The organism is Hyphomonas sp., from assembly GCF_017792385.1.
In the GTDB taxonomy this organism is placed as follows: domain Bacteria; phylum Pseudomonadota; class Alphaproteobacteria; order Caulobacterales; family Hyphomonadaceae; genus Hyphomonas.
In genome coordinates this window covers 1,132,691-1,156,058 of sequence record NZ_CP051230.1, presented here as the reverse complement: position 1 = coordinate 1,156,058, position 23,368 = coordinate 1,132,691, and the positions used below count along the sequence as shown (strand labels likewise).

Here is a 23,368-nt window from a genome sequence, read left to right as displayed (position 1 = left end):
ATCGGATCGCATGAAACAGAGCCCCCGCACGTCGCTGCGGGGGCTTTTTTATCAGCCCTCACATCCCTGTGACTGTCGCGCGACCGGATAAGTCCGTATAAGCGGGTCTGAAATGACCCGACTTCTTCTTTCCCTGTCCCTGTTGCTGAGCCTGATGGTGCCCGCTGCGCACGCAGAGGGGCCCGTTCTGGTTGAGCTGTTTTCATCGCAGAACTGCCGGGCCTGCCCGAAGGCGCATCGCACGCTGAAGGCCGTGGACGCGGAACGGGACGACCTTCTGGTTCTGACCTGGTCGGTCGACTATTGGGACTATCTTGGTGACAAGGACCCGATGGCGATGGTGGAGTCCAAGGACCGCCAGAGAGGCTATACGGACCGGTTCGGACTGCGCGGCCCATATACGCCCCAGACGGTCTACAATGGTGTCGAGCAATGCGCCGGCAGCAAACGGACCTATGTCGAACGCGCTCTGGAACGGCTGAAGGAGACGCCGGAGCCGGATGTGCGCCTTTTGCGCGAGGGTGACCGGATCCGCCTGTCCGGACGCGTGCCGAACCTGGCCGATATCTGGCTCGTCGACTATCTGACAGGCGAGGCGAACACGACGGACATGGTGCACCCGGTGACCCGCGTGACCGCGCTCGGACCGTGGCTTGGCAATGATGTCGAGCTGGCCGTGCCGCACTGTGAATCCGGTTGTGCAATCATTGTCCAGGAGGCCGGGTTCGGCCCCGTGCTGGACACGATGGTGATCACGCCCTGACGGAAGTTCAGGGCTGGGCGGGTTGATCCGTCTCCAGCACCATCACCGGTGCCCGTACAATCGAAGCCACGCGCGGCGTAAACTCCCGCCAGTCATATTCAGCCAGTTCGAAGGCCCAGCCCTCGGCCTTGTCATTGATCGTGCTGCCGCGATGCGCGCCTTCGCCGGCCTCCACGGCCCGCAGCGTGATGAAATAGCCGTCCGGTTCCCGATAGGCCGACACATCGACTTCCAGTCCATCATGGGTCTCGGTAATGTGGCGCGCCACGGGACGGGTCGACAGATCATTGGCAGGTTTTACGCCCATCGGAGAGAAACGTGTCAGGGCGAGGGCAGGGGTGGAGGCGGCAAGACGGCTGACCAGACGGAAATCCTGATATGGCGGACCGGGCACGAAGCTGCGGTCGCTGGAGCCTACCGAACGCTGCAGATAGAGGCTTTCCCCGAGTGAATCAAAGATCCGGACGGCCGAGATGGCATCGGAATTGATTTCGAGAATGTCGAAGTCGAGCCAGGCCTGATGATTGTAGAAGGGCGGCAACTCGCCCTGCACCTGAAAGGCCTGCACCTGTCCGGGCAGGCGGCCATAGAGCCTCCTGTCCTTGCGGCCCGTGATCAGGGCGGCGGAAACGTTGCCGCTCTCGTCAAGAATCTCGATCAGCGCGCCCGTGCCGCCCTCGCGCGGATCTCCGAGGCCAATCCGGTTCAGCTTGTCAGGATCGCGCGTGCGGCCTTCGCCCCAGCTGAGCGCTTCCAGGCCCGTCGCCAGTTCGGCGAGCCGGTCCGGCCGGATGGGATAGCCTCGCTCATGCCCCATCTTCCAGCCATCCTGCGTGTTGACGAGAGAATAGGAGTCATCTGACAGCGTGACGCGGATTTCCCCCGCTTCGGCGCGGATTGCGGCGAATTCCGGGATCACGGGCTGGCCCTTGCGCTCCGACACGGGCGCTTTCGGGCCGCCGGTTGCATAGGCGATCAGCGTCAGGACGGTCAGGCCTGCGGCAATGCCGCCCATGATCTGGAGCCGGCGCTTGCGCTGGCGGGTTCGCACTTCGGTCATGCCGCGCCCTTCCGTTTCTGGCGATACCAGACGAACAGGCCGATCAGGCAGACAAGCAAGGGCCCGCTCCAGATATTGATCGCCTTCAGCGTGCCTTCGAGCCGGTCGATGTCACGCCGGTAATTCCGCTCTATTTCCCGCAATTGGGCCCGGAGCGTGACGATGCGCTGCCGCAATTCCAGCAATTCGGTCCGTTCGGCCTCTGTCAGGTCGGCTTCCAGATCCCCCGAGAAAAATCCGTCTGCGGCTCCGATGGCCTGCAATTCCTCGAGCCGTCCCTGGGCGGCTTCGAGATTGTCCTGCAATTCGGCCTGCTGGCGGAAATAGATCGCTTCGGCATTCTCCCGCATTCGGTCGATGCGTTCCATGCGGCGCAGGCTGGGCGCCCGCGAACGCAGGCGAGACAATTCCCCCCCGCCAGCCAGCGCATCAAGGGCGTTGAGCACCAAGGCGCCATTGTCAGCCACGACGATCTGCTCATTCGGAATGACATAGAAATCATCCGCGATGAAATCAGCATCGGCGACCAGAATGACCTGCACGTCAGTCTCGCTGGCGGAGATGTGCGGCAATGCGCTTGCCGCTTCGGTCCGGGCAATGTCTGCCAGCATCGGATCCGCCGGCTCCTCAAAGGGCGGGGGCCCCTCCGGGAAGGCTGTGCGCAGCGGGCCGGACAGCCGCCCTGCCAGGACGAGCGGGCCGGCTTCTGTCTGGTACTGGCGCAGCACCTGTTGCGGGGACATGTCCGTAATGGCGTCTTCGGCTTCGATGAAGGACGGGCTCGGCCCGGTTGTCATCAGCGGCGTGAACTCCACGCCATCGCCCAGCGTGCCGGTGATCAGGGCGCCGGGCGCGCCGAAATTGATAACGCGGCCCAGATCTGCGGTGATGAGGTCTTCCTGGTTCATGTCCCCGGCGGGGATGCCGAGGAACAGGGGGTGGGCAAGCTCCTCGATCCGCCCGCCACCGGTGTCGACCGGAACCGGCAGGGCGCTGGCCGCATCTGCGACGGCCCGTTCGGACACGGTGACGCCCCATGCCTCGCCAAGCCGCGGCAGCGATGCCGAAGCCGCCGCATCGTCCAGGGCAAAGGGGCCGCCGGCACCGGCCGTCTTGGCCGCCGGATCCAGCAGGAAGACGGCCCGGCCCGTGCGCAACACGAATTGGTCGATCAACCATTCCTGTCTCGGGCTCAGCTCGGGCGGCTGGGCCACAAGCAGCACGTCCAGGTCTTCCGGCAGGGACTGGAAGGTTTCCGCAATCGGTTCGACATCGAAGGATTTGTGAATGTCGCGCAGCAGCGCATAGCCGCCTTCACCGCCGGGCGCGGTCATGCCGGGCAGAGAGGACAGGATCCCGATGCGCGGCGGATCGGGATCGTCCAGCCGGTCGATCATGCGGGTCAAATCATATTCGAGCGTGACTTCGCGTTCCGGGGCGAGGAAGGGCATGACGCGCTGGTCGTCGATCGAATTGCGGCCGATCAGGCCGAAATAGAGCGGATCATTTCCGTTCGTGTCGATGGCTGTGATGCCGGCGGCCAGCGCTTCGTCTTCCGCGGGCGAGAAGGGGACCGGGTCGATCTCGGTGATGCGCACCTTTCCGCCGGACTGGCTCTCATAGACCTGCAGCAATTCCCGGACTCGGGCGGCATAGGCGCGGATGGCGGGAAATTCCTGCCCCGTGGCGCGCGTGTAGACGAAGGTGATCTCGACCGGTTCGGCGACGGATTTCAGTGTCGACCTTGTGGCGTCGGACAATGTGTAGAGATTGTTCTCGGTGAAATCGATGCGGGCACCGCTGAACACTTTCTGTACCAGCAGGTTTGCCGAAACGAAGATGATTCCGGTCAGCACCGTGGCGGCAATGAGATAGTGTTTCGCGCGCATCTCAGCCAAGCCTCTGGCGAGAGGCCCACAGGCCGTTGAGAATGGTCCACAGCATCATGAAGCCGAGGAAGAACAGCACCGCCCGCAATTCCAGGACGCCGCGCTGGGCGGCCTCGAAATGGGACAGGAAGGAGAATTGCGCGACAAGATCGGCCAGGCCCGCGCCGAACACCGCCTTGACGCTGGACAGGACCAGCGGCCAGCCGGCGGCGGTGAACACGAAGGCGACAACGACACTGATGACGAAGGCCGTGACCTGACTGCGTGTCAGGGCCGAGATGGCCGCACCGATGGAGAGATAGGATCCTGCCATCAGGAGGCTGACGAAATAGGTCAGGGCGATGGCGGCATTGTCCGGCGTGCCGAGAAAGTTCACCGTCACCCACATCGGCACGGTCAGGACGAGCCCGACGGCGGCCACCATCCAGGCGGCGCACAGCTTGCCCAGTACCATGCCCGGCATGCCAAGGGGCAGGGACAGCAGCAATTCATCCGTGCCGGCGCTGGTCTCGTCGGCCCAGAGGCGCATGGCCAGGGCCGGCAGGAAGATCATGTAAATCCAGGGATGCCAGACGAAGAAGGGCGACAGGTCAGCGGTTCCGGTGTCGAAGAAACGCGCGGCTTCCCAGGTGAACATGCCGAGCGACAGAAGAAAGACTGCCAGGAAGACATAGGCCATGGGCGTTGCAAAATAGGCGCCCAGTTCCCGCCGGAAGACGGGCAGGAAACTGTCGAATTGCCGATGCAGCCGGTTCATGCGGATTCAGCCTCCGCCTGGTCTGTCAGCCGCGTGAAGGCGCCTTCCAGCGTGCCGTCCGCGGACAGGTTGCGCAGGCCTTCGGGTGTGTCATCCGCCACGATGCGTCCGCGGTCGATCACGATGGCGCGTGTGCACATGGCGGGTACTTCGGTCAGCGTATGGGTAGAGATGACAATCGCCTTGCGCGGCGCCATGCGGGCAATCAGGGCGCGCACCGCCTGCTTCTGGTTGGGGTCGAGCCCGTCGGTCGGCTCATCCAGCAACAGGACGGGCGGGTCATGCAGGATGGCGCCGGCCAGGCCGACCCGCCGGCGGTATCCTTTCGACAGGGAGCCGATTTTCTGTCCGCAGACGGTGGAGATACGGGAATCGGCGATGGCGCGCTCGATGGCGGCCTTGCGCTCGGACCGGGGCAGGGACCGGGCCGCGGCCATGAAGGCGAGGAATTCCGGCGGGGTCATGTCGTCATAGAGGGGGGCGCCCTCCGGCAGGTAGCCGAGTGCGGCCTGCGCTTCGCGGCGGGCCGACACGATGGATTTGCCGTCAATCATGGCATCGCCGGTATCGGGCTCCAGCACGCCTGCGATCATGCGCATCGTGGTGGACTTGCCCGCGCCGTTCGGCCCGAGAAATCCCAGGACGGTTCCCTTCTCGACGGTGAAGGACAGGCCTTGTACGGCGCGCTTGTCGCCAAAGGATTTTTCCAGCTTCTGAATGTCCAGCATTCTTCGCAACAGGTCCTTTTCCGGGAGCCTCGTGATAGCGTTCCTGACCAGGTCTGGCCAGTGGGTTCGATGCCGCCTCGATCAGGCGGAGAAGCGGCGCACCTCGTCCAGCACGGCTTTCGCGGCGGCTTCGACAATCTTGCCGCCATCCTCCACACTGGACTGGGTCGGGTCCGACCCGATCCGGCCGTCCGGAAAGTCGCGGCGATACTGGACCGCATCGCCAATGGTGCCGGTCGGGGCGATCTTCGGGGACATTTCGACATCGGTGCGGGCATGGTCCGGATAGCCGTAATAGGTCACGGAAACCTCCGACGCGGTGGCGTGACTGCCATGGCCAACGGGGTAGAGCTGGTTGCACAGCGTCATGACGGATTTGAAATCCCACCAGTCGCGGCGTTTCAGGGTCAGGCCGGGCAGATTGGTCTCCCCGCGCGGGTCAAAGCTGCGCCGGGCATGGATCTCGGAGAAGGCCGCCTCGATCGTGGCGATGTTTCCGCCATGCCCGTTCAGCCAGTAGATCCGTTCGAATCCGTGCCGCATCAGGCTTTCGGTCCAGTCCGCCATCGCCGCGATCATGGTGGAAGGGCGCAGCGTGATCGTGCCGGGAAAGCCGAGATGATGCTGGGCGCAGCCCACGCTGAAGGTCGGGCCGACCAGCATGTCGTCCGGTGCCAGCTTCTCCGCCTCCCGGGCGATGATTTCCGGGCACAGCGCGTCCGTGCCGATGAAGCCGTTCGGCCCGTGCTGTTCCATTGAGCCGATTGGGATGACAATGGTCCTGGACGTCTTCAGCCATGTTTCGATATCGGTCCAGGTCGAAACGGGAAGCAGCATTCAGTTCAGTCCTTTCGGGGCGCGATCCGGCGTGTGATGTGTCCCATCTTGCGGCCGGGCCGGGCATCTCTCTTGCCATACAGGGTGAGAGTCTCATCGGGCTTCAGGCTGGCGGGGTCAACAAGGCCGTCATCGCCGATCAGATTCCGCATCTCGGCATCATGCAGCCGGCGCGTGTCGCCCAGAGGCCATCCGCAGATCGCCCTTACATGCTGTTCGAACTGTCCGGTCTGGCAGGCTTCGGGGGTCCAGTGCCCGGAATTGTGGACCCGCGGCGCAAACTCGTTCGCCAGCAGGGTTCCGTCTGAAAGCACAAAGAATTCAAGGGCAAGGACGCCGACATAGTCCAGCGCCCGCACCAGTTTCATGGCCTTTTCGCGGGCCTCGGATTCGACAGATTTGTCGAGGCCCGACGGGACGATGGACCGGGACAGGATTCCCGCTTCATGCACATTGCGCGGGGGTGCCCAGCTGAGGGTTTCGCCCGTGCTGGAGCGGGCAACAATGACTGAAATTTCACACTCGAAACCGATTGCGGCTTCCAGAACGGCCGGCGCCTCTCCGATGGCTGACCACGCCGCTTCGGCTTCGTCGGGGCTGCGCACCCAGGCCTGCCCCTTGCCGTCATAGCCGTCGCGCCGGGTTTTCAGCACGCCTGTGCCGCCGACCCGTTCCAGCGCGGCGGGAATGTCCGCGGCGGCATGAATCACTTCATGGGGCGCCGTGGCGATGCCGATCCCGTTCAGAAAGGCCTTTTCCTCCGCGCGATCCTGCGAAACGGCCAGCGCCGTCGGGCCAGGATGCAGGGGCACGCCGCACGCCTGGATCGTCTCGGTGGCAAGCACCGGAATGTTCTCGAACTCCAGCGTGACGACATCGCAGGATGCGGCGAATTCCGTCAGGGCGGCGGTGTCCAGATAGTCCGCCTGCCATGTCTTTCGCGCGGCGCGCGACGCCGGGGAATCCGCTTCCGGGCAGAAGATGTGCACATCGAACCCGAGCTGATTGGCCGCGCCGGCCAGCATGCGGCCGAGCTGGCCACCGCCCAGAATGCCAATCGTCCGGCCCGGCGCGATCATCGTCATGCTTCCGGAGACTCGCCGATCTTGTCTGTCTGGGCCTGCCGGAAGGCATCGAGCTTGCCGGCGACGGACGGATCCTCAAGCGCCACGATGGACGCCGCCAGCAGGCCGGCATTCATCGCTCCGGCCTCGCCGATGGCCAGGGTTCCCACGGGAACGCCCTTCGGCATCTGAACAATCGACAGAAGGCTGTCCATGCCGGACAGGGCGCGCGACTGGACCGGTACGCCCAGGACGGGCAGGGGCGTCATCGAGGCGGTCATGCCCGGCAGGTGGGCTGCGCCGCCCGCTCCGGCGATGATCACTTTCAGGCCCCGTCCCCGGGCAGACTTGGCGTATTCGACAAGCCGGTCGGGCGTCCGATGGGCCGACACGATGCGCGTTTCATGGGAGACGCCGAGTTCCTCGAGAATTTCAGCTGCCAGCCGCATGACCGGCCAGTCCGACTGGCTGCCCATGATGATGCCGACCTTTGGGGATTCTGTGTCCGTCATGGAGCGCCTCGCCGCTGGAAAGCGCGCAACATAAGTGCGCCCGGTGCCGCGTCAACTGCCCGCCTGTCGGCCCGCACCGCAAGAATGGCTGTATCTTGTCGGGCGAAACGCGTAACCTGCAGTCATGGCGGACGATCTTCACGCTCCGGCCGCGACCGAGCGGCTTGCCCTGTTGAACGTGCTGGGGGTGGATCTGGGCGCGCTCGACCTGCGCACGCGTGCCGCCATCGAAGCGCTGTGCGACGAGGTGCTGGCCTTGCGCGGCGACATCGACGCGTTGCAGGATGCGCTGGCCGAGGCGGCCTCCCTGGCAGACAATGATTCCCTGTGCCCGGTTTTCAACCGGCGCGCTTTCGAGCGCGAAATCCGCCGCGAAATTGCCTTGGCGGCCCGGTTCCGGACGCCCCTGTCGGTGATCTATATCGACCTTGACCATTTCAAGCAGGTCAATGACGTGTTCGGCCATGCGGCGGGCGATGAAGTCCTGGTGCGCATTGCGGAACTCCTGCTGCGCAATACGCGGGAAACCGATATTGTCGGACGGCTTGGCGGGGACGAATTCGGCATTGTCCTGGCGCAGGCCACGGCCGAGGACAGCCTGATGAAGGCCCGCGAACTGGCCCATGCCGTGGACCAGCTGGTGGTACGGCAGAAAGGGGCGGGATCACAGCCACCCCTGCGCATCGGCGCGTCCTGCGGCGTGGCGGAATGGCAGGTCGGACAGACCGCCGAAGACCTTCTGGCCATCGCTGACCAATCCATGTTCGCCCAGAAAGCGCGCAGGAAAACCAGCCATCAGGCAGATAAACAATAATTCATGCCCTGCGGCCGAAAATCGGGCCCGACTCCCCGTGACGACCCGCGTCTCATATGATTAAGTGTTGCCGTTAAGACACAGCCACTTAACAGCAGAAGGAGACTGCCATGTCGCTTACCGGCCGGATCAATGAACTCGCCAACAAGCACCGCAAACTCGATGAAAAGATAGTTGAGGAACAAAAGCGACCGTCGGCGGACACGATACGATTGAAACGGCTGAAGCAGGAGAAGCTGCACATCAAGGAACAGCTTCAATCGCTGGATGCCCGGTAGGCGGCGCAACGGAGCCTTCATCTTTGTGGCCTAGCCTGATTTCCAGCAGGCATAAGGATAAGGCATGCGTGAAATATTCGATCAGGACCGCGCGATGACGTTGGGTGCCGTGAAACAGGCAACCGGTGTCCTCGGCCTCTTGTTTCTTGTTTTTGCTGTGTTCGCGATACTGTCCGGGCTGGGCCATGTGTTCACCGGGCACGTCTTTTCCGGACTCGCACGCATTGTGGGAAGCCTGGCCCTGCTGGGCTTCCTGTACATGGTCATCCGCCTGCTGGCGGAAATTCTGGCCGCCCTGCACCGCCTGAACGACCGGCTGTCCATCGTCGGCGAGGATGTGCGCAGCCGCCGCGAGACGGGCGCCCCCAAACCCGGCGCCGACGCCGAGGCTTGAGTCGATGGCGCAACCCGTAACCGTGATACTTGGCCTCGGCCGCGAGGTCGGCGATGCGGTCGCCCGGCGTTTCAGCAAGTTCGGTCATCACGTCGTTGCCGCCGATCCGTTCGACGAGCGGATTGCAACGGCCCGAAATGCCGTCCCGGACGATGTCCTGCTGCATCATGGCGAGTTGCACACGCGCCTTGGCCTGCGCAATGCGCTGACAGTGGCCGTGGAGGCGTTTGGCCGTGTCGACAATCTGGTCGTGATTCCGGAGATCGAAGCGCCCGACACGCTGGCGGAGTTCGCGCAGGAAAAATTCGACAAGGCCGTCACCAAGGCCACGCGCGGCAGCACCCTGGCCCTGAAAGTCTTTGCTGAACGGATCGCGGAGCAGGATGACCTGCCCGAAGCTGGCGTCGAGCGCATTCGCCAGAAAGGGTCGGTCACCTTTGTGCTGTCCTATTCCGCGATTGCGACCATGCCCGGCCGCTATACCGAAACCGTAACCCAGTCCGCCGTGCTCGGCGTCATCAAGGCCGGCTCTGTCGAACTGGCCGAGCAGCAGATCCGGGTGAACGGTATCGTGGCGATCCGTCCGCGTGAGGAGCGTATCGAGAACTGGACGACCCGTCGTACACCGCTGGGCCGCGCGGCGATTGCCGACGAGATCGCCGATGCGGCGCGGTATTTGTCATCGCCCGAAGCGGCCTTCGTGACCGGCGAAGTGCTGAGGCTGGACGGGGGCCGGTCCAGCCTCGCAGGTATTCTCGACTAGGACAGGCTGGCCAGATCGGTCAGCTTTCCGTCCTGTTGCCGTGTTTCGTAGACCGCAACGGTTTCCACCGTATAGTCGTGGCTGAGAATGTTCGACACGGTGCGATACTCGGCGCGGGCAGCCTCCGGCGTCAGTGTCACGATCGTGTAGCCGCGACTGAAGGGATCATGCCAGACGACGTCCTCATTGGCTGCCATGACCTGCTCGCCAAGATCCGGGATGTCCTTGATATAGGCGCCGCTGCCCGGCGAGGTGATCGAGGTGCAGCCGAATTCCACCCCGCGCTGTTCCCCATTCGCATCCTGCAAAGTGTTGACCCAGGCCGTGTGCGTGTCGCCAGCCAGCGTGACCAGTTTGGCATTCGCGGCGGCCGCGCCGGCATAGAGGCGTTCCCGGGCAGCCGGAAAGCCGTCCCAGGCGTCCAGATTGAATGGCAGGCCGAGCGTCGAGAAGCCCAGTAGCGTCTTGACGAAGCCATTGTCCTGAGCGGCAAGCTGTTCCGGCGTGAGCGTTTTCTGAAAGTTCGGCAGCGTGGTGCTGGCCATCACGACCTGGTTGGCGAGCACTTGCCAGGATTTTCCTTTCTCCACGGAGGATTTCAGCTCTCCGGCCAACCAGGCTTCCTGTTCTGCGCCCAGCATGGTGCGGGACGGGTCGCGGATCGTCCGGAGCGTTTCGGCAACGCGTTGCTGCATCACTTCCTGATCGGTGACGCCGGCCAGCGCGTCGAACCAGCTGACATCCGGGGATCGGCCCGTCAGGCGGCTTTCGAGGGCGTGGATGGTTGCCACATCGCCGAAGGTGAAGCTGCGCCACACGGCCGAGGTGATGTTTCCGGCGGCGGGTTCGCGCAGCGGCTGCCATTCGAAATAGGCCTGGATGGCGGCCTGCTTGCGATCGGTCCAGTCGCCTTCGCCGTCTTCCGGATTGTGGTTCTGAGCCCCGGTCCGGTAGGAATTGTTCGTGCTTTCATGGTCATCCCAAGTGCAGATCCAGGGTGCTTTGGCGTGTGCGGCCTGCAGGTTGGGATCGGTCTTGTACTGGGCGTGTCGCATCCGGTAATCCGCCAGTGTGACGACTTCCGTAACCGGATCATGTTCGCGGCCGATCGATGTGGCGACGTCTCCGCCATAGCCATCCACGCCATATTCGTAGAAATAGTCACCGAGATGGATGATGACATCCAGGTCCTCTTCGCGGGAGAGGGCTTCATAGGCATTGAAGAAACCGAATTGCCAGTTCGAGCAGGAGACAACGCCCATGCGCACCGGCGCGCTACCGGTGGCAGAGGTGGTCTTCGTGCGGCCTTCCCGAGAGACGATTTCGCCCGCCTCCGTCGCGACCTTGAACTTGTAGAGATAGGCCGTGCCCGGCTTCAGGCCGGTCACATCCACCTTCACGCAGAAGTCGCGGGACTCGCTGGCGGTCGCCGTGCCCGTCAGGATAGGGGCTGCGGGGTCGGCCGGATCCATGACCTCATAGGTGACCGGAATGGGCCCGGTGCCGGATTTCGGCGTGACGCGGGTCCACAGGATCACCCGATCAGGCAGCGGGTCGCCCGAAGCGACGCCGTGCAGGAATTCGACCTCTCCGGCATAGGGCGCGGTTTTCGGTGCCGCAGGGGCCGGTGTGGCGCAGGCGGCGACGCTGAGGGTCCCGGTGGCGGCAGCGCCCAGAAGGCCGCGGCGAGTGATCTTGGTCATGGCTGTCTCCCGTGTTCCGGATCTCCCCTAGTCCGGTCTGTTGACAATAGCATGACGGTGGCGGGCAAGTTCGTCTATAAGCTCCGCGATGGATAAGTTGACGATTACCGCCGCCGCCGGGGATGCCGGCACGCGCCTGGACACGTTTCTGGCTTCTCAGGCTGATCAATTGTCCCGGTCGCGGGTCAAGGCCCTGATCCTGGAAGGCGCGGTCGCGCAGGATGGCGAAGCCGTGCTGGACCCGCGGCGCAGCGTGGCGGCCGGCGCCACTTATCTGATAAGGCTGCCGGACCCCGTGCCTGCCACGCCCGAGCCGGAAGACATCCCGCTGGATATCTTGTTCGAGGATGAACACCTGATCCTGGTGAACAAGCCGTCCGGCATGGCGGTCCATCCGGCCCCGGGCAGCTGGTCAGGTACGCTGGTTAACGCCTTGCTGCATCATTGCCGGGGGCAATTGTCCGGTATCGGCGGGGTCGAGCGCCCTGGCATCGTGCACCGGATCGACAAGCTGACCACGGGCGTGCTCGTGGCCGCCAAGACAGAACCGGCGCATCTCGGCCTGTCGGAACTGTTCCAGGCCCATGACATCGAGCGGAAATACCTTGCCGTGACACGCGGCGCACCACGCCCGCTTGCCGGAACCGTCGACCTGCCAATCGCCCGCTCGACCGGGGACCGGAAAAAGATGGCCGTGGTCCGCAATCCGGATGCCGGGGTCGGGCGGCATGCCGTGACGCACTACCGGGCCGTCGAAACCTTCGGCCTGCGCGACAAGGGGTCCAGCCTGCCGGCGGCGGCATTGATGGAATGCCGGCTGGAGACCGGGCGGACACATCAGATCCGCGTGCACATGGCCCATATCGGCGCGCCGCTGGTTGGCGATCCCGTCTATGGCCGCCACAAGGGCATCAGCTCCTATGGGCATGGCGAGGGGCATATTGCCGGCACGAAGGCGGCGCGGGCGTTTCCGCGTCAGGCGCTGCACGCTGCCGAACTCGGCTTTGTCCACCCCGTAACGAAAGAGGCGCTCCATTTCGAAGCGCCCCTTCCGGAAGACATGACGGACCTGATCGCGGCGCTCAGGCGCCTGCCCGTGGACAGCTGACCGGTCAGCCCTCGTCGGAGGGCAGGGCGGCTTCCGACGTGACAACAGGCTCGAAGCGCAGCTTGCTTGCCTGCAGGGTGACCTTGCCGATCTTGTCAGTGTCGGCCTGGATCTTGACGGGCACCGTCGCGCCATTCGGCAGGGGGGCCAGCCACATGCGCAGCGGGCCATCAATGCCTGACAGATTGTCCTTGTCGGACTTGTCCTTCTTGTAGCCGGCAACCTTTTCCATCGTGATGTGGCACTCGATGGCTTCGCCGGACCAGGCTTTCACATCGATCTGTTTCGTACCGGCATTCTTCAGGTGCAGATAGGTCAGCTGGCGTCCGTCAAAGATGCGCAGCGGGCCGCCGCAGGGGTCTGCGCCCGGTGCGCGCGGCTCCAGCGCGAAGGTGATCAGGGCCGTGATCGGGTCATTGGTCTTCAGGACCTGCTCGGTCGTGGCCGGGGGCTCACCCAGATTGCCGAAGACCGGATTGGCGGTCATCGAGAAATCCTTGTCGGTGATGGTCAGATTGACCCGGCGGTTCTTTTTCCCGTCCCGGTTCTGGGACACATAATTATAGGTCTTCAGTTCCGTGCCGCGTGTATAGCCCGACGCCTGTAGATGCATGTCGTAATTTACGAACCAGTCGGCAATGCCGGTCACCTTGACCCGGGATTTGATGTTGTAGGTGTCCGGGCGCATCTCGACATCGAAATGGGCGCGGCCGGTTGCGGGAATGAACAGGACATAGGCTTTCGCCTCCAGTTCATAGATCATGCGCGTGGTTTCACCGGCCTTGATGTTGGCCAGGATAGCGGGTGTGGCCTTGCTGGGGGCCGTATCGGCAGCAGACAGGCCCGCCAGGGCAAGGCCGGTTGCCGAAGCAAGCAGGAGGGCGCGTTTCATTTGGACCAGAATCCTTTCCGGGCACGAGGTTTCAGCATTCCCCATACCCTGTCTTCACCAACACCACCTGAACGATCATGCCTCTATCATGCCTCATTCCGCGGGAGATTGCATTCAACAAGTATGACACGGGATGACACGTGCAACCGGAAAACTGCCGAAATGCCTGATGCCCGGAGTTGACACGGGGCCCTCGGGGACTGTAACGACGCGCCTTCGAGACAACAGACATCTATTCGGAGCGAGGCCATGTCCCGCGAATGTGAACTTACCGGCACCAAGCCGATGACTGGCCACAATGTGAGCCACTCGCAAATCAAGACCAAGCGTATTTTCCGCCCCAACCTGGTTCAGGTCACGCTGCATTCCGATGCACTGGACCAGAATTTTCGCATGCGCATTGCAGCAAAGGCCCTGCGCACCGTGGACAAGCTGGGCGGCCTGGATGCCTTCCTGGCGAAGGCCAAGGAAGACAAGCTGTCTGCCAAGGCCCTGAAGATCAAGCGCGACATCGAGAAGAAGGCTGTCGCCTAGGGATCTGCCGGTTCGGCACTGAATTCGGAAAGCGCGCGTGGCACAGGCTGCGCGCGCTTTTTTCTGTCCTGCGCTGGAAACGCCGGACAGTGCGTGCCACACCTCTTCCCAGTGACAGGGGAGAGACGTCATGATGCGCGCAACACTACTGGCAATGACGCTCGGCCTGCTGGTGGGATGCCAGCCCGCCGAGGCCCCTGTGCCCGAAGCCGCCGAGGGCGGCCTCACCGTCTTCACGGGCGGTACCATTCATACAGGCAATCCTGACGCGCCCATCGTGGAGGCTGTCATCGTCGATTCAGATGGCCGCATCGTCGCGCTTGTTCCGCCGGCTTCGTCGGACTGGAGTGAGGACGAGGTCACCCGGGTCGACCTGAAAGGGGCGGTCATGTTCCCCGGCTTCACCGATTCCCATGCCCATCTGCTGGGAATTGGTCAGCGGGAGCTGACCCTTAACCTGGAAGGTACGGCCTCCATCGACGAACTCGTGACCCGTACCGAGGCGGAACTGCAGGAAAAGGCGCCCGGCGACATCCTGTTCGGACGCGGCTGGATTGAGACAGGCTGGCCGGATGCGCGCATGCCGTCTGCTGCCGATCTTGATCAGGTCAGTCCCGACAATCCCGTGGTCTATGTTCGTGCGGACGGCCATGCGCTGGTCGCCAATACGGCCGCCCTGAAGGCGGCGGATATCTACGATCTCACCGGGGATCCGCCGGGAGGTCATGTCGAGCGCGGCACGGATGGCAAGGCGACCGGGATCGTGATCGACAATGCGATGGCGCCCGTCTTCCAGCTTCTGTCCGCGCCAACCGAAGACGATATCGCAATCGCGCTGGAAACCGGCGCGCGCACTTATTCCAGCCGGGGCTGGACCGGCGTGCACAATATGAGTGTCGGACGGGTCGAAGCCCCGATCATGGCGCGCCTCGACGCGGAAGGACGCCTGCCCCTGCGGATCTATAATGCCTTTGACGAGCGCGGCTTCGATCTCGCCGAGCGGCGCGCGCATGAGACGGATACGATCACCAATCGAGCCGTCAAGCTCTATATGGACGGGGCGCTCGGCAGCCGGGGGGCCTTGCTGATTGCGCCCTATTCGGACCGTCCGGAGACGAGTGGCCTTGAATTGCTGGACACCGATTCCCTGCACAATCTGATGATGAAGGCGAATGAGGCAGATGTGCAGCTCGCCATTCACGCCATCGGGGATCTGGCGAACCGCCATATACTGGAAACCTTCGAGGCGCTCGGATATGGCGCGGATGCGCGCTGGCGGATCGAGCATGCACAGATCCTGGCGCCGGAAGATGTCGCGCGGGTCGGGGCGCTCGGCCTGATCGCGTCCATGCAGCCTTCCCACGCCATCGGAGACCTGAAATTCGCGCCGGACAGGCTTGGCATGGACCGCCTGTCCGGCGCCTATGCCTGGCGGGACATGCTGGCTGGCGGCGCCGTGGTGGCCGGCGGGTCCGATGCGCCGGTCGAGGTCGGGTCGCCGCTGATCGAATTCTATGCCGCCGTGGCACGCAAGGATCTGAACGGTCAGGCAGGGGAGGGCTGGCATCCCGAACAGGCCCTGTCGCGTGAGGAAGCACTGGCCCTTTTCACCTCCGCGCCTGCCTTTGCGTCGTTCCAGGAAGACCGGCTGGGCACGATCGAGATCGGCAAGATTGCGGATTTCACCGTATTCGACCGGGATTTGATGACCGTGCCGGAGGCAGACATTCTGGACGCGAAGCCGGTGATGACGGTGATTGGGGGCGAAATCGTCTGGCGCGCTGCTGAATGATTTGCCGACCTCTGCGCCAAACCCACATTTGACCCTATGTCACGCTTGGCGGAAGCGTCAGGTGTGATAGGTCCATCAGTGCAATAGAAACGAGACGCCTGCCATGACTGTGATGAGTGATACCGACGTGCTGGACGGCCTGGAGCCGACGGAAGAGATCAATGTCCGCGAGGTATTTGGCCTCGATACCGACATGGTTGTGCACGGGTTCAAGACTCGCACGGAATATGTCCCGGAAATCGATGATGCCTACCGGTTTGACCCGCAGACCACGATGGCGATCCTGGCCGGGTTCGAGCACAATCGCCGCGTCATGGTGCAGGGCTATCACGGCACCGGCAAATCGACCCATATCGAACAGGTGGCCGCGCGCCTCAACTGGCCGATGGTGCGGGTGAATTTGGACAGCCATGTCAGCCGGATCGACATGGTCGGCAAGGACGCGATCGTCCTGAAGGATGGCAAGCAGATCACCGAATTCCGCGAAGGCATCCTGCCCTGGGCCCTGCAGCGCCCGGTGGCCATCACCTTCGACGAATATGATGCCGGCCGACCGGACGTTATGTTCGTGATCCAGCGCGTTCTGGAAGCCTCCGGCAAGCTGACCCTGCTGGACCAGAACCGCGTCATCGCGCCGAACCCGTTCTTCCGCCTGTTCGCCACGACGAATACGGTGGGCCTGGGTGACACGACCGGCCTCTATCACGGCACGCAGCAGCTGAACCAGGGCCAGATGGACCGGTGGAGCATCGTGACCACGCTGAACTATCTGGAACATGACGCCGAGGTCGAGATCGTGAAGTCCAAGGCGACGGGCGTCGACGAGGACACGCTGGCCAAGATGGTGACGCTGGCAGACCTGACCCGGAACGCCTTCATGGCCGGTGACCTCTCGACGGTGATGAGCCCGCGGACCGTGATCACATGGGCCGAGAACTTCGCCATATTCGGGGATCTGGGTCACGCCTTCCGAATGACCTTCCTGAACAAGTGCGACGAGCTCGAGCGGCCGCTGGTCGCGGAAATGTATCAGCGTTGCTTTGCGGAGGAACTGCCGGAAAGCGCGCTCATGGTGAGGGTCGCCTGATCCGGTCAGGCGCACCAGGTCTTTCTCATGTCCAAAGACACCTCTCCCCAGGAATTGTTCAAGCAGGCGCTGGCCACCACGACCAAGGCAATGAGCGCGGACCGGGACGTGGAGGTTGGCTTCGGCAATGATGTGGGCGGGGACGGCGAGACCATCACCCTGCGTCCGCCGCCGGTGCAGCTGGAACGCCAGGTAGCGGCGCGCATCCGGGGCGAGGCCGATGCCATTGCCCTGCGCCGGGCCCATCACAATCCGGCCGCCCATTCCGTGCACCGCCCGAACGGCGATCTGCCCCGGCGCGTCTATGATGCCGCCGAACAGGCGCGGATCGAAAGCCTCGGGGCCAATGCAATGCGCGGCACGGCGGAAAACCTGGACGCGGTTCTGGACCATCGCTGCCAGTCCGGCGAATTTGCCATGGGCAGCGAGGATGCCGACGCTGTCCTGGCGCCGGCGCTGGAATTCCTGCTGCGCGAAAAGCTGACTGGCCGGCCGCTGCCCGACAGCGCAAAACGCGTGGCCGATGTCTGGCGGGAACGTGTGGAAACCGAGACCGGCGGCGCCATCGAACGCCTGATCGAGCAATTGCACGACCAGCCCGGCTTTGCCCGTACGGTGCGTGACATGATCCGCGACCTGACGGCCTCCGACGCGCCGGGCGAAGACGCCGAAACCCAGCAACAGGAAGAGACCGAGGAAACCGACGAGACCGAGCAGCCCTCCGAGGGCGATCAGGAAATGGAATCCGAGGAGCAGATGGGCGCCTCTGCCGAGCAGATGGATGCGGGCGACACGGAGGAAATCGAAGGCGAGGAATCGAATGTCAGCGTCGACATGGATGTGGATGCTGAAGCCGATGATACACCCGACGACGAGGAAGAAGGCACCAAGCCGCTCCGCCCGAACTTCAAGGACGGCGATGACCGGGACCGGTTCAACTACCAGGTCTTCACGCGGGAGCATGACGAGGTCGCCAATGCGCCGGATCTGTGCGACGCCGAGGAACTGACCCGGCTGCGCGCCTATCTGGATCACCAGCTGCAGGGCCTGCAGGGTGCAGTCTCCAAACTCGCCAACAAGCTGCAGCGCCGCCTGATGGCTCAGCAGAACCGGTCCTGGAGCTTTGACCTGGAAGAGGGGGTGCTGGACACCGCCCGCCTGACGCGCGTGATCACCGACCCGACCGCGCCGCTGTCCTTCAAGCAGGAAGACGATTCCGAATTCCGCGACACGGTCGTGACATTGCTGCTGGACAATTCCGGCTCCATGCGTGGGCGGCCGATCATGGTGGCGGCGCTGTGTGCGGACATTCTGGCGCGGACGCTGGAGCGGTGTGGTGTGAAGACCGAAATCCTCGGCTTTACCACCAAGGCCTGGAAAGGCGGGATCGCGCGTGAGGACTGGGTCAAGGCCGGCAAGCCCGCCGGGCCGGGGCGCCTGAACGACATCCGCCACATCGTCTACAAACAGGCCGATGCGCCTTGGCGCCGGGCGCGGCGCAATCTGGGCCTGATGATGCGCGAAGGCCTTCTGAAGGAGAATATCGACGGCGAGGCGCTGCTCTGGGCGCATGACCGGATGCTGGCCCGGCCGGAACAGCGCAAGATCCTGATGGTGATTTCAGACGGGGCGCCGGTGGATGATTCCACACTGAACGTGAATGTCGGCAATTATCTGGAACGCCATTTGCGGCAGGTGATCGAGGAGATCGAAACCCGCAGCCCGATCGAGCTGATCGCCATCGGCATCGGGCATGATGTGACCCGCTATTACAAACGCGCCGTCACCATCGTGGACGCCGAACAGCTGGGCGGAGCGATGACGGAGCAATTGGCCAGCCTGTTCGACGAGAACGCGCCGGAGCCAAAGGCGATGGCCATTCCTCCGCTGACGGACCGCACTGTGCGCGGCGGCAGCGCCGTCTCCGGCGCCACCAGCGGCGCGCCAAGCTATGGCAAGAAGGTCGACCTCGGCCGCGCGGTGAAGAAGACCAGCCTTCAGGAAGTGAAGGGCGCGAAGAAGTAGGGCTTAGCCCGGAAACCCGCCCGCCTTGCTGAGGGACGAGGCGACCGGATGGCCGAGCACCGTCTCCAGCCATTTCGCCGTGTCGATCAGTTTGCCGAGGTCGAGACCCGTCTCGTAGCCGCCGCGCTCCAGCATGTAGACGACGTCTTCCGTGGCCACATTGCCCGTCGCGGCCGGGGCGAAGGGGCAGCCGCCAATGCCGCCGCAGCTGGCATCGATCACATCCACGCCCGCATCAACGGCGGCCGCCACATTGGCTAGCGCCGCGCCGCGCGTGTCATGGAAGTGCATGCGCAGGAACACGTCCGGCGCCTCCATGCGCACCCGGTCGATCCGCTTGCGGACATCCCACGGGTCTGCCACGCCGATCGTATCCCCCAGGGCGACTTCGCCGACGCCGGCCCGCTGGGCCTGCGCGGCGAGATTGCCAATTGTCCGGATATCGACTTCGCCATCATACGGGTCGCCAAAAGCCACCGAGATGGTGGCCGACAGGGGAATGCCTGCCTCCAGCACCAGCGGCGCGCATTGGGCCAGCATGTCGGCGCTTTCCTGCGGGGTCATGCCCTGATTGCGCTTGCCGAAGGTCTCGCTGGCGACGAGCACGAAATTGATCTCGTCGGCCCGGGCATCGATGGCGCGGCGCACGCCCTTTTCATTCAGGGCCAGCGCGATGTGGCGGGTCGGTTTCGAGCGGTCCAGTCCTGCAAATACCGCGGCAGAGTCCGCCATTTTCGGCACGGCCTTCGGGCTGACAAAGCTGCCGGATTCCATCCGTTTCACACCGGCTGCTTCCAGGCGGGCAATGAATTCCAGTTTCTGGTCGACCGTCAGATTGCCGGGATCGTTCTGCAGCCCGTCGCGCGGGCCGACTTCCACAATATCGATACGTCTTGTCATGAGGCCTATGTAATGTGCATTGAAGGGAAATGACAGATACCAAACACCCTCTGGATGGCCTGCGCGTCATCGAGCTTGGCCAGCTGATTGCCGGCCCCTTCTGCGGACAGTTGCTGGGGGATTTCGGCGCGGACGTGATCAAGGTGGAGGCGCCCGGCCTGCCGGATCCGGCCCGCGGCTGGGGCGCGGTGAAGCAGGATGGCATCGGCCTGTTCTGGCCGATCATTGCCCGCAACAAGAAATCCCTGACGCTGAACCTGCGCGTGGAGGCGGGGCAGGCGCTCTTGAAGGATCTCGTGAAAACCGCCGATGTCCTTGTGGAGAATTTCCGGCCCGGCACGCTCGAACGCTGGGGCCTTGGCCCGGATGTATTGCATGCGCTCAATCCCCGCCTCGTGATCACCCGTGTCTCCGGCTATGGCCAGACCGGTCCGGAAAGCCACAAGGCCGGCTATGCCAGTGTCGGCGAAGCCAAGGGCGGGCTGCGCTATTTGATCGGCGAGCCCGACCGGCTGCCGGCCCGCGCCGGGGTCTCGCTGGGTGATACGATGACCGGCACCTTCGCGGCGCTGGGCACGATGATGGCCCTGTTTGCCCGCGAAAGGTCAGGGAAGGGGCAGGTCGTCGATGCGGCCATCTATGAAACGGTCATGGCCTTCATGGAAAGCCTGATACCCGAATATGCCCTGGCCGGACATACGCGCGAGCGCAGCGGCCCGATCCTGCCGCGCATTGCGCCATCGGGCGTCTATCCCTGCAGCGACGGCATGGTGATCATCGGCGCGAACCAGGACACGCTGTTCCGGCGCCTGTCGGCGATGTGCGGCACGGGCTGGGCAGACGATGCGCGTTACGCCACACATGATGCGCGCGGCGAGAATCAGGCCGAACTGGACGGGCTGATCTCGGACTGGACCCGGCAGCGCACCATGGCGGACGTGCTGGCCGCATGTGAAGACCATGGCATTCCCTGCGGCCCCGTGAACAGGGCAAAGGAGATGCTGGAGGACGCCCATATTGCGGCGCGGGACGCGATCATCCGTGTTTCCCACCCGGTGCTGGGGCAGGTGCCGATGCAGGGCGTGTTTCCGAAACTGTCCGGGACGCCGGGCAGGGTGACCGGGGCGTCTCCGGAGCTTGGCCAGCATACCGGACAGGTGCTGGCGGAGCTCGGCATATCGCCGGACCGCCAGGAACAATTGCGGGCTGATGGCGTGATCTGAGCCGATTCCGCTCTGGCCCCTCGCGTCCATTTCGACTAAGCCGCCTCGCATGACAGATTTTCCCGCCCCCCTGACCGGACGCGAACAGGACGAGACGCAGGAACTGCGCCCGAAATTCAATGCCGATGGCCTGATCGCCGCAATCGCGCAGGATGCGACGACCGGCGAGGTGCTGATGTTGGCATGGATGAATGCGGAGGCCCTGAAAGCAACCGTCGAGACCCGCCGGGCGACCTATTGGTCGCGCTCGCGTCAGGCGCTGTGGGTGAAGGGCGAGACCTCCGGCCATGTCCAGCAAGTTGAGGATGTTCTGGTCGATTGCGATCAGGATGCCATTCTCCTCAAGGTCCACCAGACAGGCGGGGCGTGCCATACAGGCCGTCAAAGCTGTTTCTATCGCACGATCGGCGCGGATGGAGTCAGCCTGTCTGTTGCCAAAGACTGACACTTGCGATTGAATTTCCCGGGACCACAGAAGGGGTGTTGGGTATGCGTTTATACTGTTTGGCCGGAACGGCCTTTGTCTTGGCATTTGCAGCTGCCTGCGGATCGGAGGCACCGGCCACGGTGGAGTCTCCGGCCGGGCCGGAAGATGTCGCGCCGCAGGAGGCGGCCGCGCTGGAAGTGGATGTGCTCGACTGCGGCACGATCGAAGTGTCGGATCTCGACGCCTTTTCCTCGGCCGGGGATTTCGCCGGACAGACCGACACATTCACGGATACCTGCTTCCTGGTACGCCATCCGGAAGGCACGCTGCTCTGGGACCTCGGCCTGCCCGGCATCCTGACGGTGGCGGGCCCGCAGACACAGCAGATCTTTACCGTGTCGCTTGAGAAAACGATCACGGATCATCTGGCAGATCGTGGCATGACCCCGGCGGATGTAGACTATGTCGCCATCTCCCACAGCCATTTCGATCACATCGGCCAGGCCGATCAGGTGGCTGGCGCGACCTGGCTGGTGAATGAAGCGGAACTCGGCGCCATGTTCCCGGAAGAGGGGAGCGCGGCGGAGATCGCGCCGGAACAGCAGGCCCTGTTCGCCCTGTTCGAACCCATGGAAAAACAGGTGTTCTCCGGAGAGCTGGACGTGTTCGGCGATGGCAGCGTGGTGATCTTCGAAACACCGGGGCATACGCCGGGCCATGCATCCTTGCAGTTGATGATGCCGGAAACCGGTCCCGTCCTCCTGACGGGCGACCTGTATCACCGGGCCGAAAGCCGTGAACTGAAACGCGTGCCGCGCTTCAATTCCGATGAAGGCGAAACGCTGGCTTCGATGGAATCTTTCGAGGACCGCGCCGAACGGCTCGGCGCGATGGTGATCATCCAGCATGAACCACAGGATATCGACCCGCTTCAGGGAATCATCCGATGAGGCGCGCAATCCGGCTTGGCGGTGCCCTGGCATTCCTGGCCATGGGCGCAGCCTGTTCCAGTGGAAGTTCGTCCCATTCCGTGCTGCACCAGCCGAATTCAGGCTGGTCGCTCGTCTTTCGTGATGAGTTCAATGGCCATGGCCGTCCGGATCCGGACAAGTGGATGTCCAAGGAGTACAACCGCAAGAACAATCCCGAAGGGCCGGATGGCTGGTGGCTGAAGGACAATGTCAGCCTGACCGGCTGGGGCCAGATGGAAATCACCGCGACCCGCATTCCGAACCGCAATCCGGAAGAGGACAGTGACCCGTTTGACTATGCGTCCGGCATGGTCACCACCGAAGGCCGGTTCAAGCACCGGTTCGGGCGCTATGAGGCACGCATGAAGATGCCGCAGGATCCGGGCTGGTGGATTGCCTTCTGGCTGTTTGCGGACGAGGTCCACAAGGTCGACGGGTCCGGTGAGGACGGCACGGAGATCGACATCGTCGAAGGGTTCGGCTGGACCGACAAGATCAGCTACGCTCTTCACTGGGATGGCTACAAGAAGCACCACAAATCCGTCAGCCAGAGGGATTTCCGGCCCGGCATCCGCAGCGGCTGGCACGTCTATGCGTTCGAATGGACGGAAACCGAATACATCTGGTTCGTGGACGGAGAAGAAGTCTGGCGCAGCAATGCCGGCGGCGTCTCCAAGGTGCCGAAATGGGTGAAGTTCTCGGGAGAGATCAGCACCCAGCCGGAAGTGGCCCACAAATGGTGGTCAAACAAGCCGGACCCCAAGCGTATGCCGGATCGGTTCCTGATCGACTGGGTGCGCGTCTACGAAAAGGACGCGCCGTAGGACGCAGACGCGCCCTACGGCAG

The 23,368-nt window shown here is 63.6% G+C and carries 24 protein-coding genes; 14 read left to right on the top strand and 10 right to left on the bottom strand.

All coding sequences use genetic code 11. The annotated features are described in order from the left end of the window. The first annotated feature begins 112 nt into the window (after window positions 1-112). Window positions 113-763, top strand: a complete 651-nt coding sequence (locus tag HF955_RS05765) for a DUF1223 domain-containing protein (RefSeq protein ID WP_253065488.1) — start codon at window positions 113-115, stop codon at window positions 761-763. A 7-nt stretch (window positions 764-770) separates the two neighbouring features. Here the strand turns inward: HF955_RS05765 and HF955_RS05760 are convergent, their stop codons facing one another. The 7 genes from HF955_RS05760 to purE all read right to left on the bottom strand — a co-directional run bounded on the left by HF955_RS05760 (window position 771) and on the right by purE (window position 7,610). Next, a complete protein-coding gene (locus tag HF955_RS05760; RefSeq protein WP_291078629.1) occupies window positions 771-1,823 on the bottom strand; it encodes a DUF4340 domain-containing protein in 1,053 nt (350 codons plus the stop codon). Continuing rightward, entirely contained in the window at window positions 1,820-3,712 is a 1,893-nt protein-coding gene (locus HF955_RS05755) for a Gldg family protein (protein WP_291079302.1), read from the bottom strand. The genes HF955_RS05760 and HF955_RS05755 overlap by 4 nt, the downstream gene beginning before the upstream one ends. Window position 3,713: 1 nt before the next feature. Beyond that, window positions 3,714-4,469, bottom strand: coding sequence for an ABC transporter permease subunit (locus HF955_RS05750; protein ID WP_036262820.1), 756 nt, complete (start codon window positions 4,467-4,469; stop codon window positions 3,714-3,716). Further along, on the bottom strand, window positions 4,466-5,197 hold the full coding sequence (locus HF955_RS05745; RefSeq protein WP_291078628.1) for an ABC transporter ATP-binding protein: 732 nt from the start codon (window positions 5,195-5,197) through the stop codon (window positions 4,466-4,468). The genes HF955_RS05750 and HF955_RS05745 overlap by 4 nt, the downstream gene beginning before the upstream one ends. Window positions 5,198-5,278: 81 nt before the next feature. Next, complete coding sequence (locus tag HF955_RS05740) at window positions 5,279-6,034, bottom strand: creatininase family protein (protein WP_291078627.1); 756 nt, start codon at window positions 6,032-6,034, stop codon at window positions 5,279-5,281. A gap of 5 nt (window positions 6,035-6,039) precedes the next feature. Beyond that, window positions 6,040-7,119 carry a 5-(carboxyamino)imidazole ribonucleotide synthase gene (locus HF955_RS05735; protein WP_291078626.1) on the bottom strand — a complete coding sequence of 360 codons (1,080 nt, stop codon included), beginning with the start codon at window positions 7,117-7,119 and terminating at the stop codon, window positions 6,040-6,042. Then, window positions 7,116-7,610 (bottom strand): 5-(carboxyamino)imidazole ribonucleotide mutase, encoded by a 495-nt coding sequence (gene purE / locus HF955_RS05730; protein ID WP_027839312.1) that lies wholly within the window; start codon window positions 7,608-7,610, stop codon window positions 7,116-7,118. Before purE ends, HF955_RS05735 begins: the two co-directional genes overlap by 4 nt. Before the next feature lie 124 nt (window positions 7,611-7,734). Between purE and HF955_RS05725 the strand changes: the two genes are divergently transcribed. The 4 genes from HF955_RS05725 to HF955_RS05710 all read left to right on the top strand — a co-directional run bounded on the left by HF955_RS05725 (window position 7,735) and on the right by HF955_RS05710 (window position 9,859). Next, complete coding sequence (locus HF955_RS05725) at window positions 7,735-8,424, top strand: GGDEF domain-containing protein (protein WP_291078625.1); 690 nt, start codon at window positions 7,735-7,737, stop codon at window positions 8,422-8,424. A 110-nt stretch (window positions 8,425-8,534) separates the two neighbouring features. Continuing rightward, on the top strand, window positions 8,535-8,702 hold the full coding sequence (locus HF955_RS05720; RefSeq protein ID WP_036262817.1) for a YdcH family protein: 168 nt from the start codon (window positions 8,535-8,537) through the stop codon (window positions 8,700-8,702). A 64-nt stretch (window positions 8,703-8,766) separates the two neighbouring features. After that, window positions 8,767-9,096: a hypothetical protein gene (locus HF955_RS05715; RefSeq protein WP_027839311.1), complete on the top strand. Its 330-nt coding sequence runs from the start codon at window positions 8,767-8,769 to the stop codon at window positions 9,094-9,096. Between the two features lie 4 nt (window positions 9,097-9,100). Further along, window positions 9,101-9,859, top strand: a complete 759-nt coding sequence (locus HF955_RS05710; protein ID WP_291078624.1) for an SDR family oxidoreductase — start codon at window positions 9,101-9,103, stop codon at window positions 9,857-9,859. On the opposite strand, the gene HF955_RS05705 is transcribed toward HF955_RS05710, so the two are convergent. Further along, on the bottom strand, window positions 9,856-11,562 hold the full coding sequence (locus HF955_RS05705) for an alkaline phosphatase D family protein (protein ID WP_291078623.1): 1,707 nt from the start codon (window positions 11,560-11,562) through the stop codon (window positions 9,856-9,858). The genes HF955_RS05710 and HF955_RS05705 overlap by 4 nt on opposite strands. Window positions 11,563-11,650: 88 nt before the next feature. On the opposite strand from HF955_RS05705, the gene HF955_RS05700 reads away from it, so the two are divergent. Next, window positions 11,651-12,670, top strand: coding sequence for an RluA family pseudouridine synthase (locus HF955_RS05700; RefSeq protein ID WP_291078622.1), 1,020 nt, complete (start codon window positions 11,651-11,653; stop codon window positions 12,668-12,670). Window positions 12,671-12,674: 4 nt separating this feature from the next. Here HF955_RS05700 and HF955_RS05695 read toward each other — a convergent pair whose 3' ends face one another. Continuing rightward, window positions 12,675-13,562 carry a DUF3108 domain-containing protein gene (locus tag HF955_RS05695; RefSeq protein ID WP_291078621.1) on the bottom strand — a complete coding sequence of 296 codons (888 nt, stop codon included), beginning with the start codon at window positions 13,560-13,562 and terminating at the stop codon, window positions 12,675-12,677. Between the two features lie 249 nt (window positions 13,563-13,811). On the opposite strand from HF955_RS05695, the gene rpmB reads away from it, so the two are divergent. From rpmB to cobT, 4 genes are all read left to right on the top strand, one after another. Further along, a complete protein-coding gene (gene rpmB / locus HF955_RS05690) occupies window positions 13,812-14,096 on the top strand; it encodes a 50S ribosomal protein L28 (protein ID WP_027839306.1) in 285 nt (94 codons plus the stop codon). Between the two features lie 130 nt (window positions 14,097-14,226). Continuing rightward, window positions 14,227-15,888, top strand: a complete 1,662-nt coding sequence (locus HF955_RS05685; RefSeq protein ID WP_291078620.1) for an amidohydrolase — start codon at window positions 14,227-14,229, stop codon at window positions 15,886-15,888. Between the two features lie 103 nt (window positions 15,889-15,991). After that, a complete protein-coding gene (gene cobS, locus HF955_RS05680; RefSeq protein WP_291078619.1) occupies window positions 15,992-16,975 on the top strand; it encodes a cobaltochelatase subunit CobS in 984 nt (327 codons plus the stop codon). A 27-nt stretch (window positions 16,976-17,002) separates the two neighbouring features. After that, the gene (gene cobT / locus HF955_RS05675; RefSeq protein WP_291078618.1) at window positions 17,003-19,000 is read left to right on the top strand and encodes a cobaltochelatase subunit CobT; all 1,998 of its coding nucleotides are present in this window, start codon (window positions 17,003-17,005) and stop codon (window positions 18,998-19,000) included. 3 nt (window positions 19,001-19,003) lie between these two features. Here cobT and HF955_RS05670 read toward each other — a convergent pair whose 3' ends face one another. Continuing rightward, a complete protein-coding gene (locus HF955_RS05670) occupies window positions 19,004-19,900 on the bottom strand; it encodes a hydroxymethylglutaryl-CoA lyase (RefSeq protein WP_291078617.1) in 897 nt (298 codons plus the stop codon). 29 nt (window positions 19,901-19,929) lie between these two features. Between HF955_RS05670 and HF955_RS05665 the strand changes: the two genes are divergently transcribed. The 4 genes from HF955_RS05665 to HF955_RS05650 all read left to right on the top strand — a co-directional run bounded on the left by HF955_RS05665 (window position 19,930) and on the right by HF955_RS05650 (window position 23,345). Next, window positions 19,930-21,123, top strand: a complete 1,194-nt coding sequence (locus tag HF955_RS05665; RefSeq protein ID WP_291078616.1) for a CaiB/BaiF CoA-transferase family protein — start codon at window positions 19,930-19,932, stop codon at window positions 21,121-21,123. Window positions 21,124-21,172: 49 nt separating this feature from the next. Continuing rightward, a complete protein-coding gene (gene hisI, locus HF955_RS05660; protein ID WP_291078615.1) occupies window positions 21,173-21,568 on the top strand; it encodes a phosphoribosyl-AMP cyclohydrolase in 396 nt (131 codons plus the stop codon). A gap of 80 nt (window positions 21,569-21,648) precedes the next feature. Beyond that, window positions 21,649-22,500, top strand: a complete 852-nt coding sequence (locus HF955_RS05655; protein ID WP_291078614.1) for an N-acyl homoserine lactonase family protein — start codon at window positions 21,649-21,651, stop codon at window positions 22,498-22,500. After that, window positions 22,497-23,345 carry a glycoside hydrolase family 16 protein gene (locus tag HF955_RS05650; protein ID WP_253065454.1) on the top strand — a complete coding sequence of 283 codons (849 nt, stop codon included), beginning with the start codon at window positions 22,497-22,499 and terminating at the stop codon, window positions 23,343-23,345. Before HF955_RS05655 ends, HF955_RS05650 begins: the two co-directional genes overlap by 4 nt. Window positions 23,346-23,368: the final 23 nt, after the last annotated feature.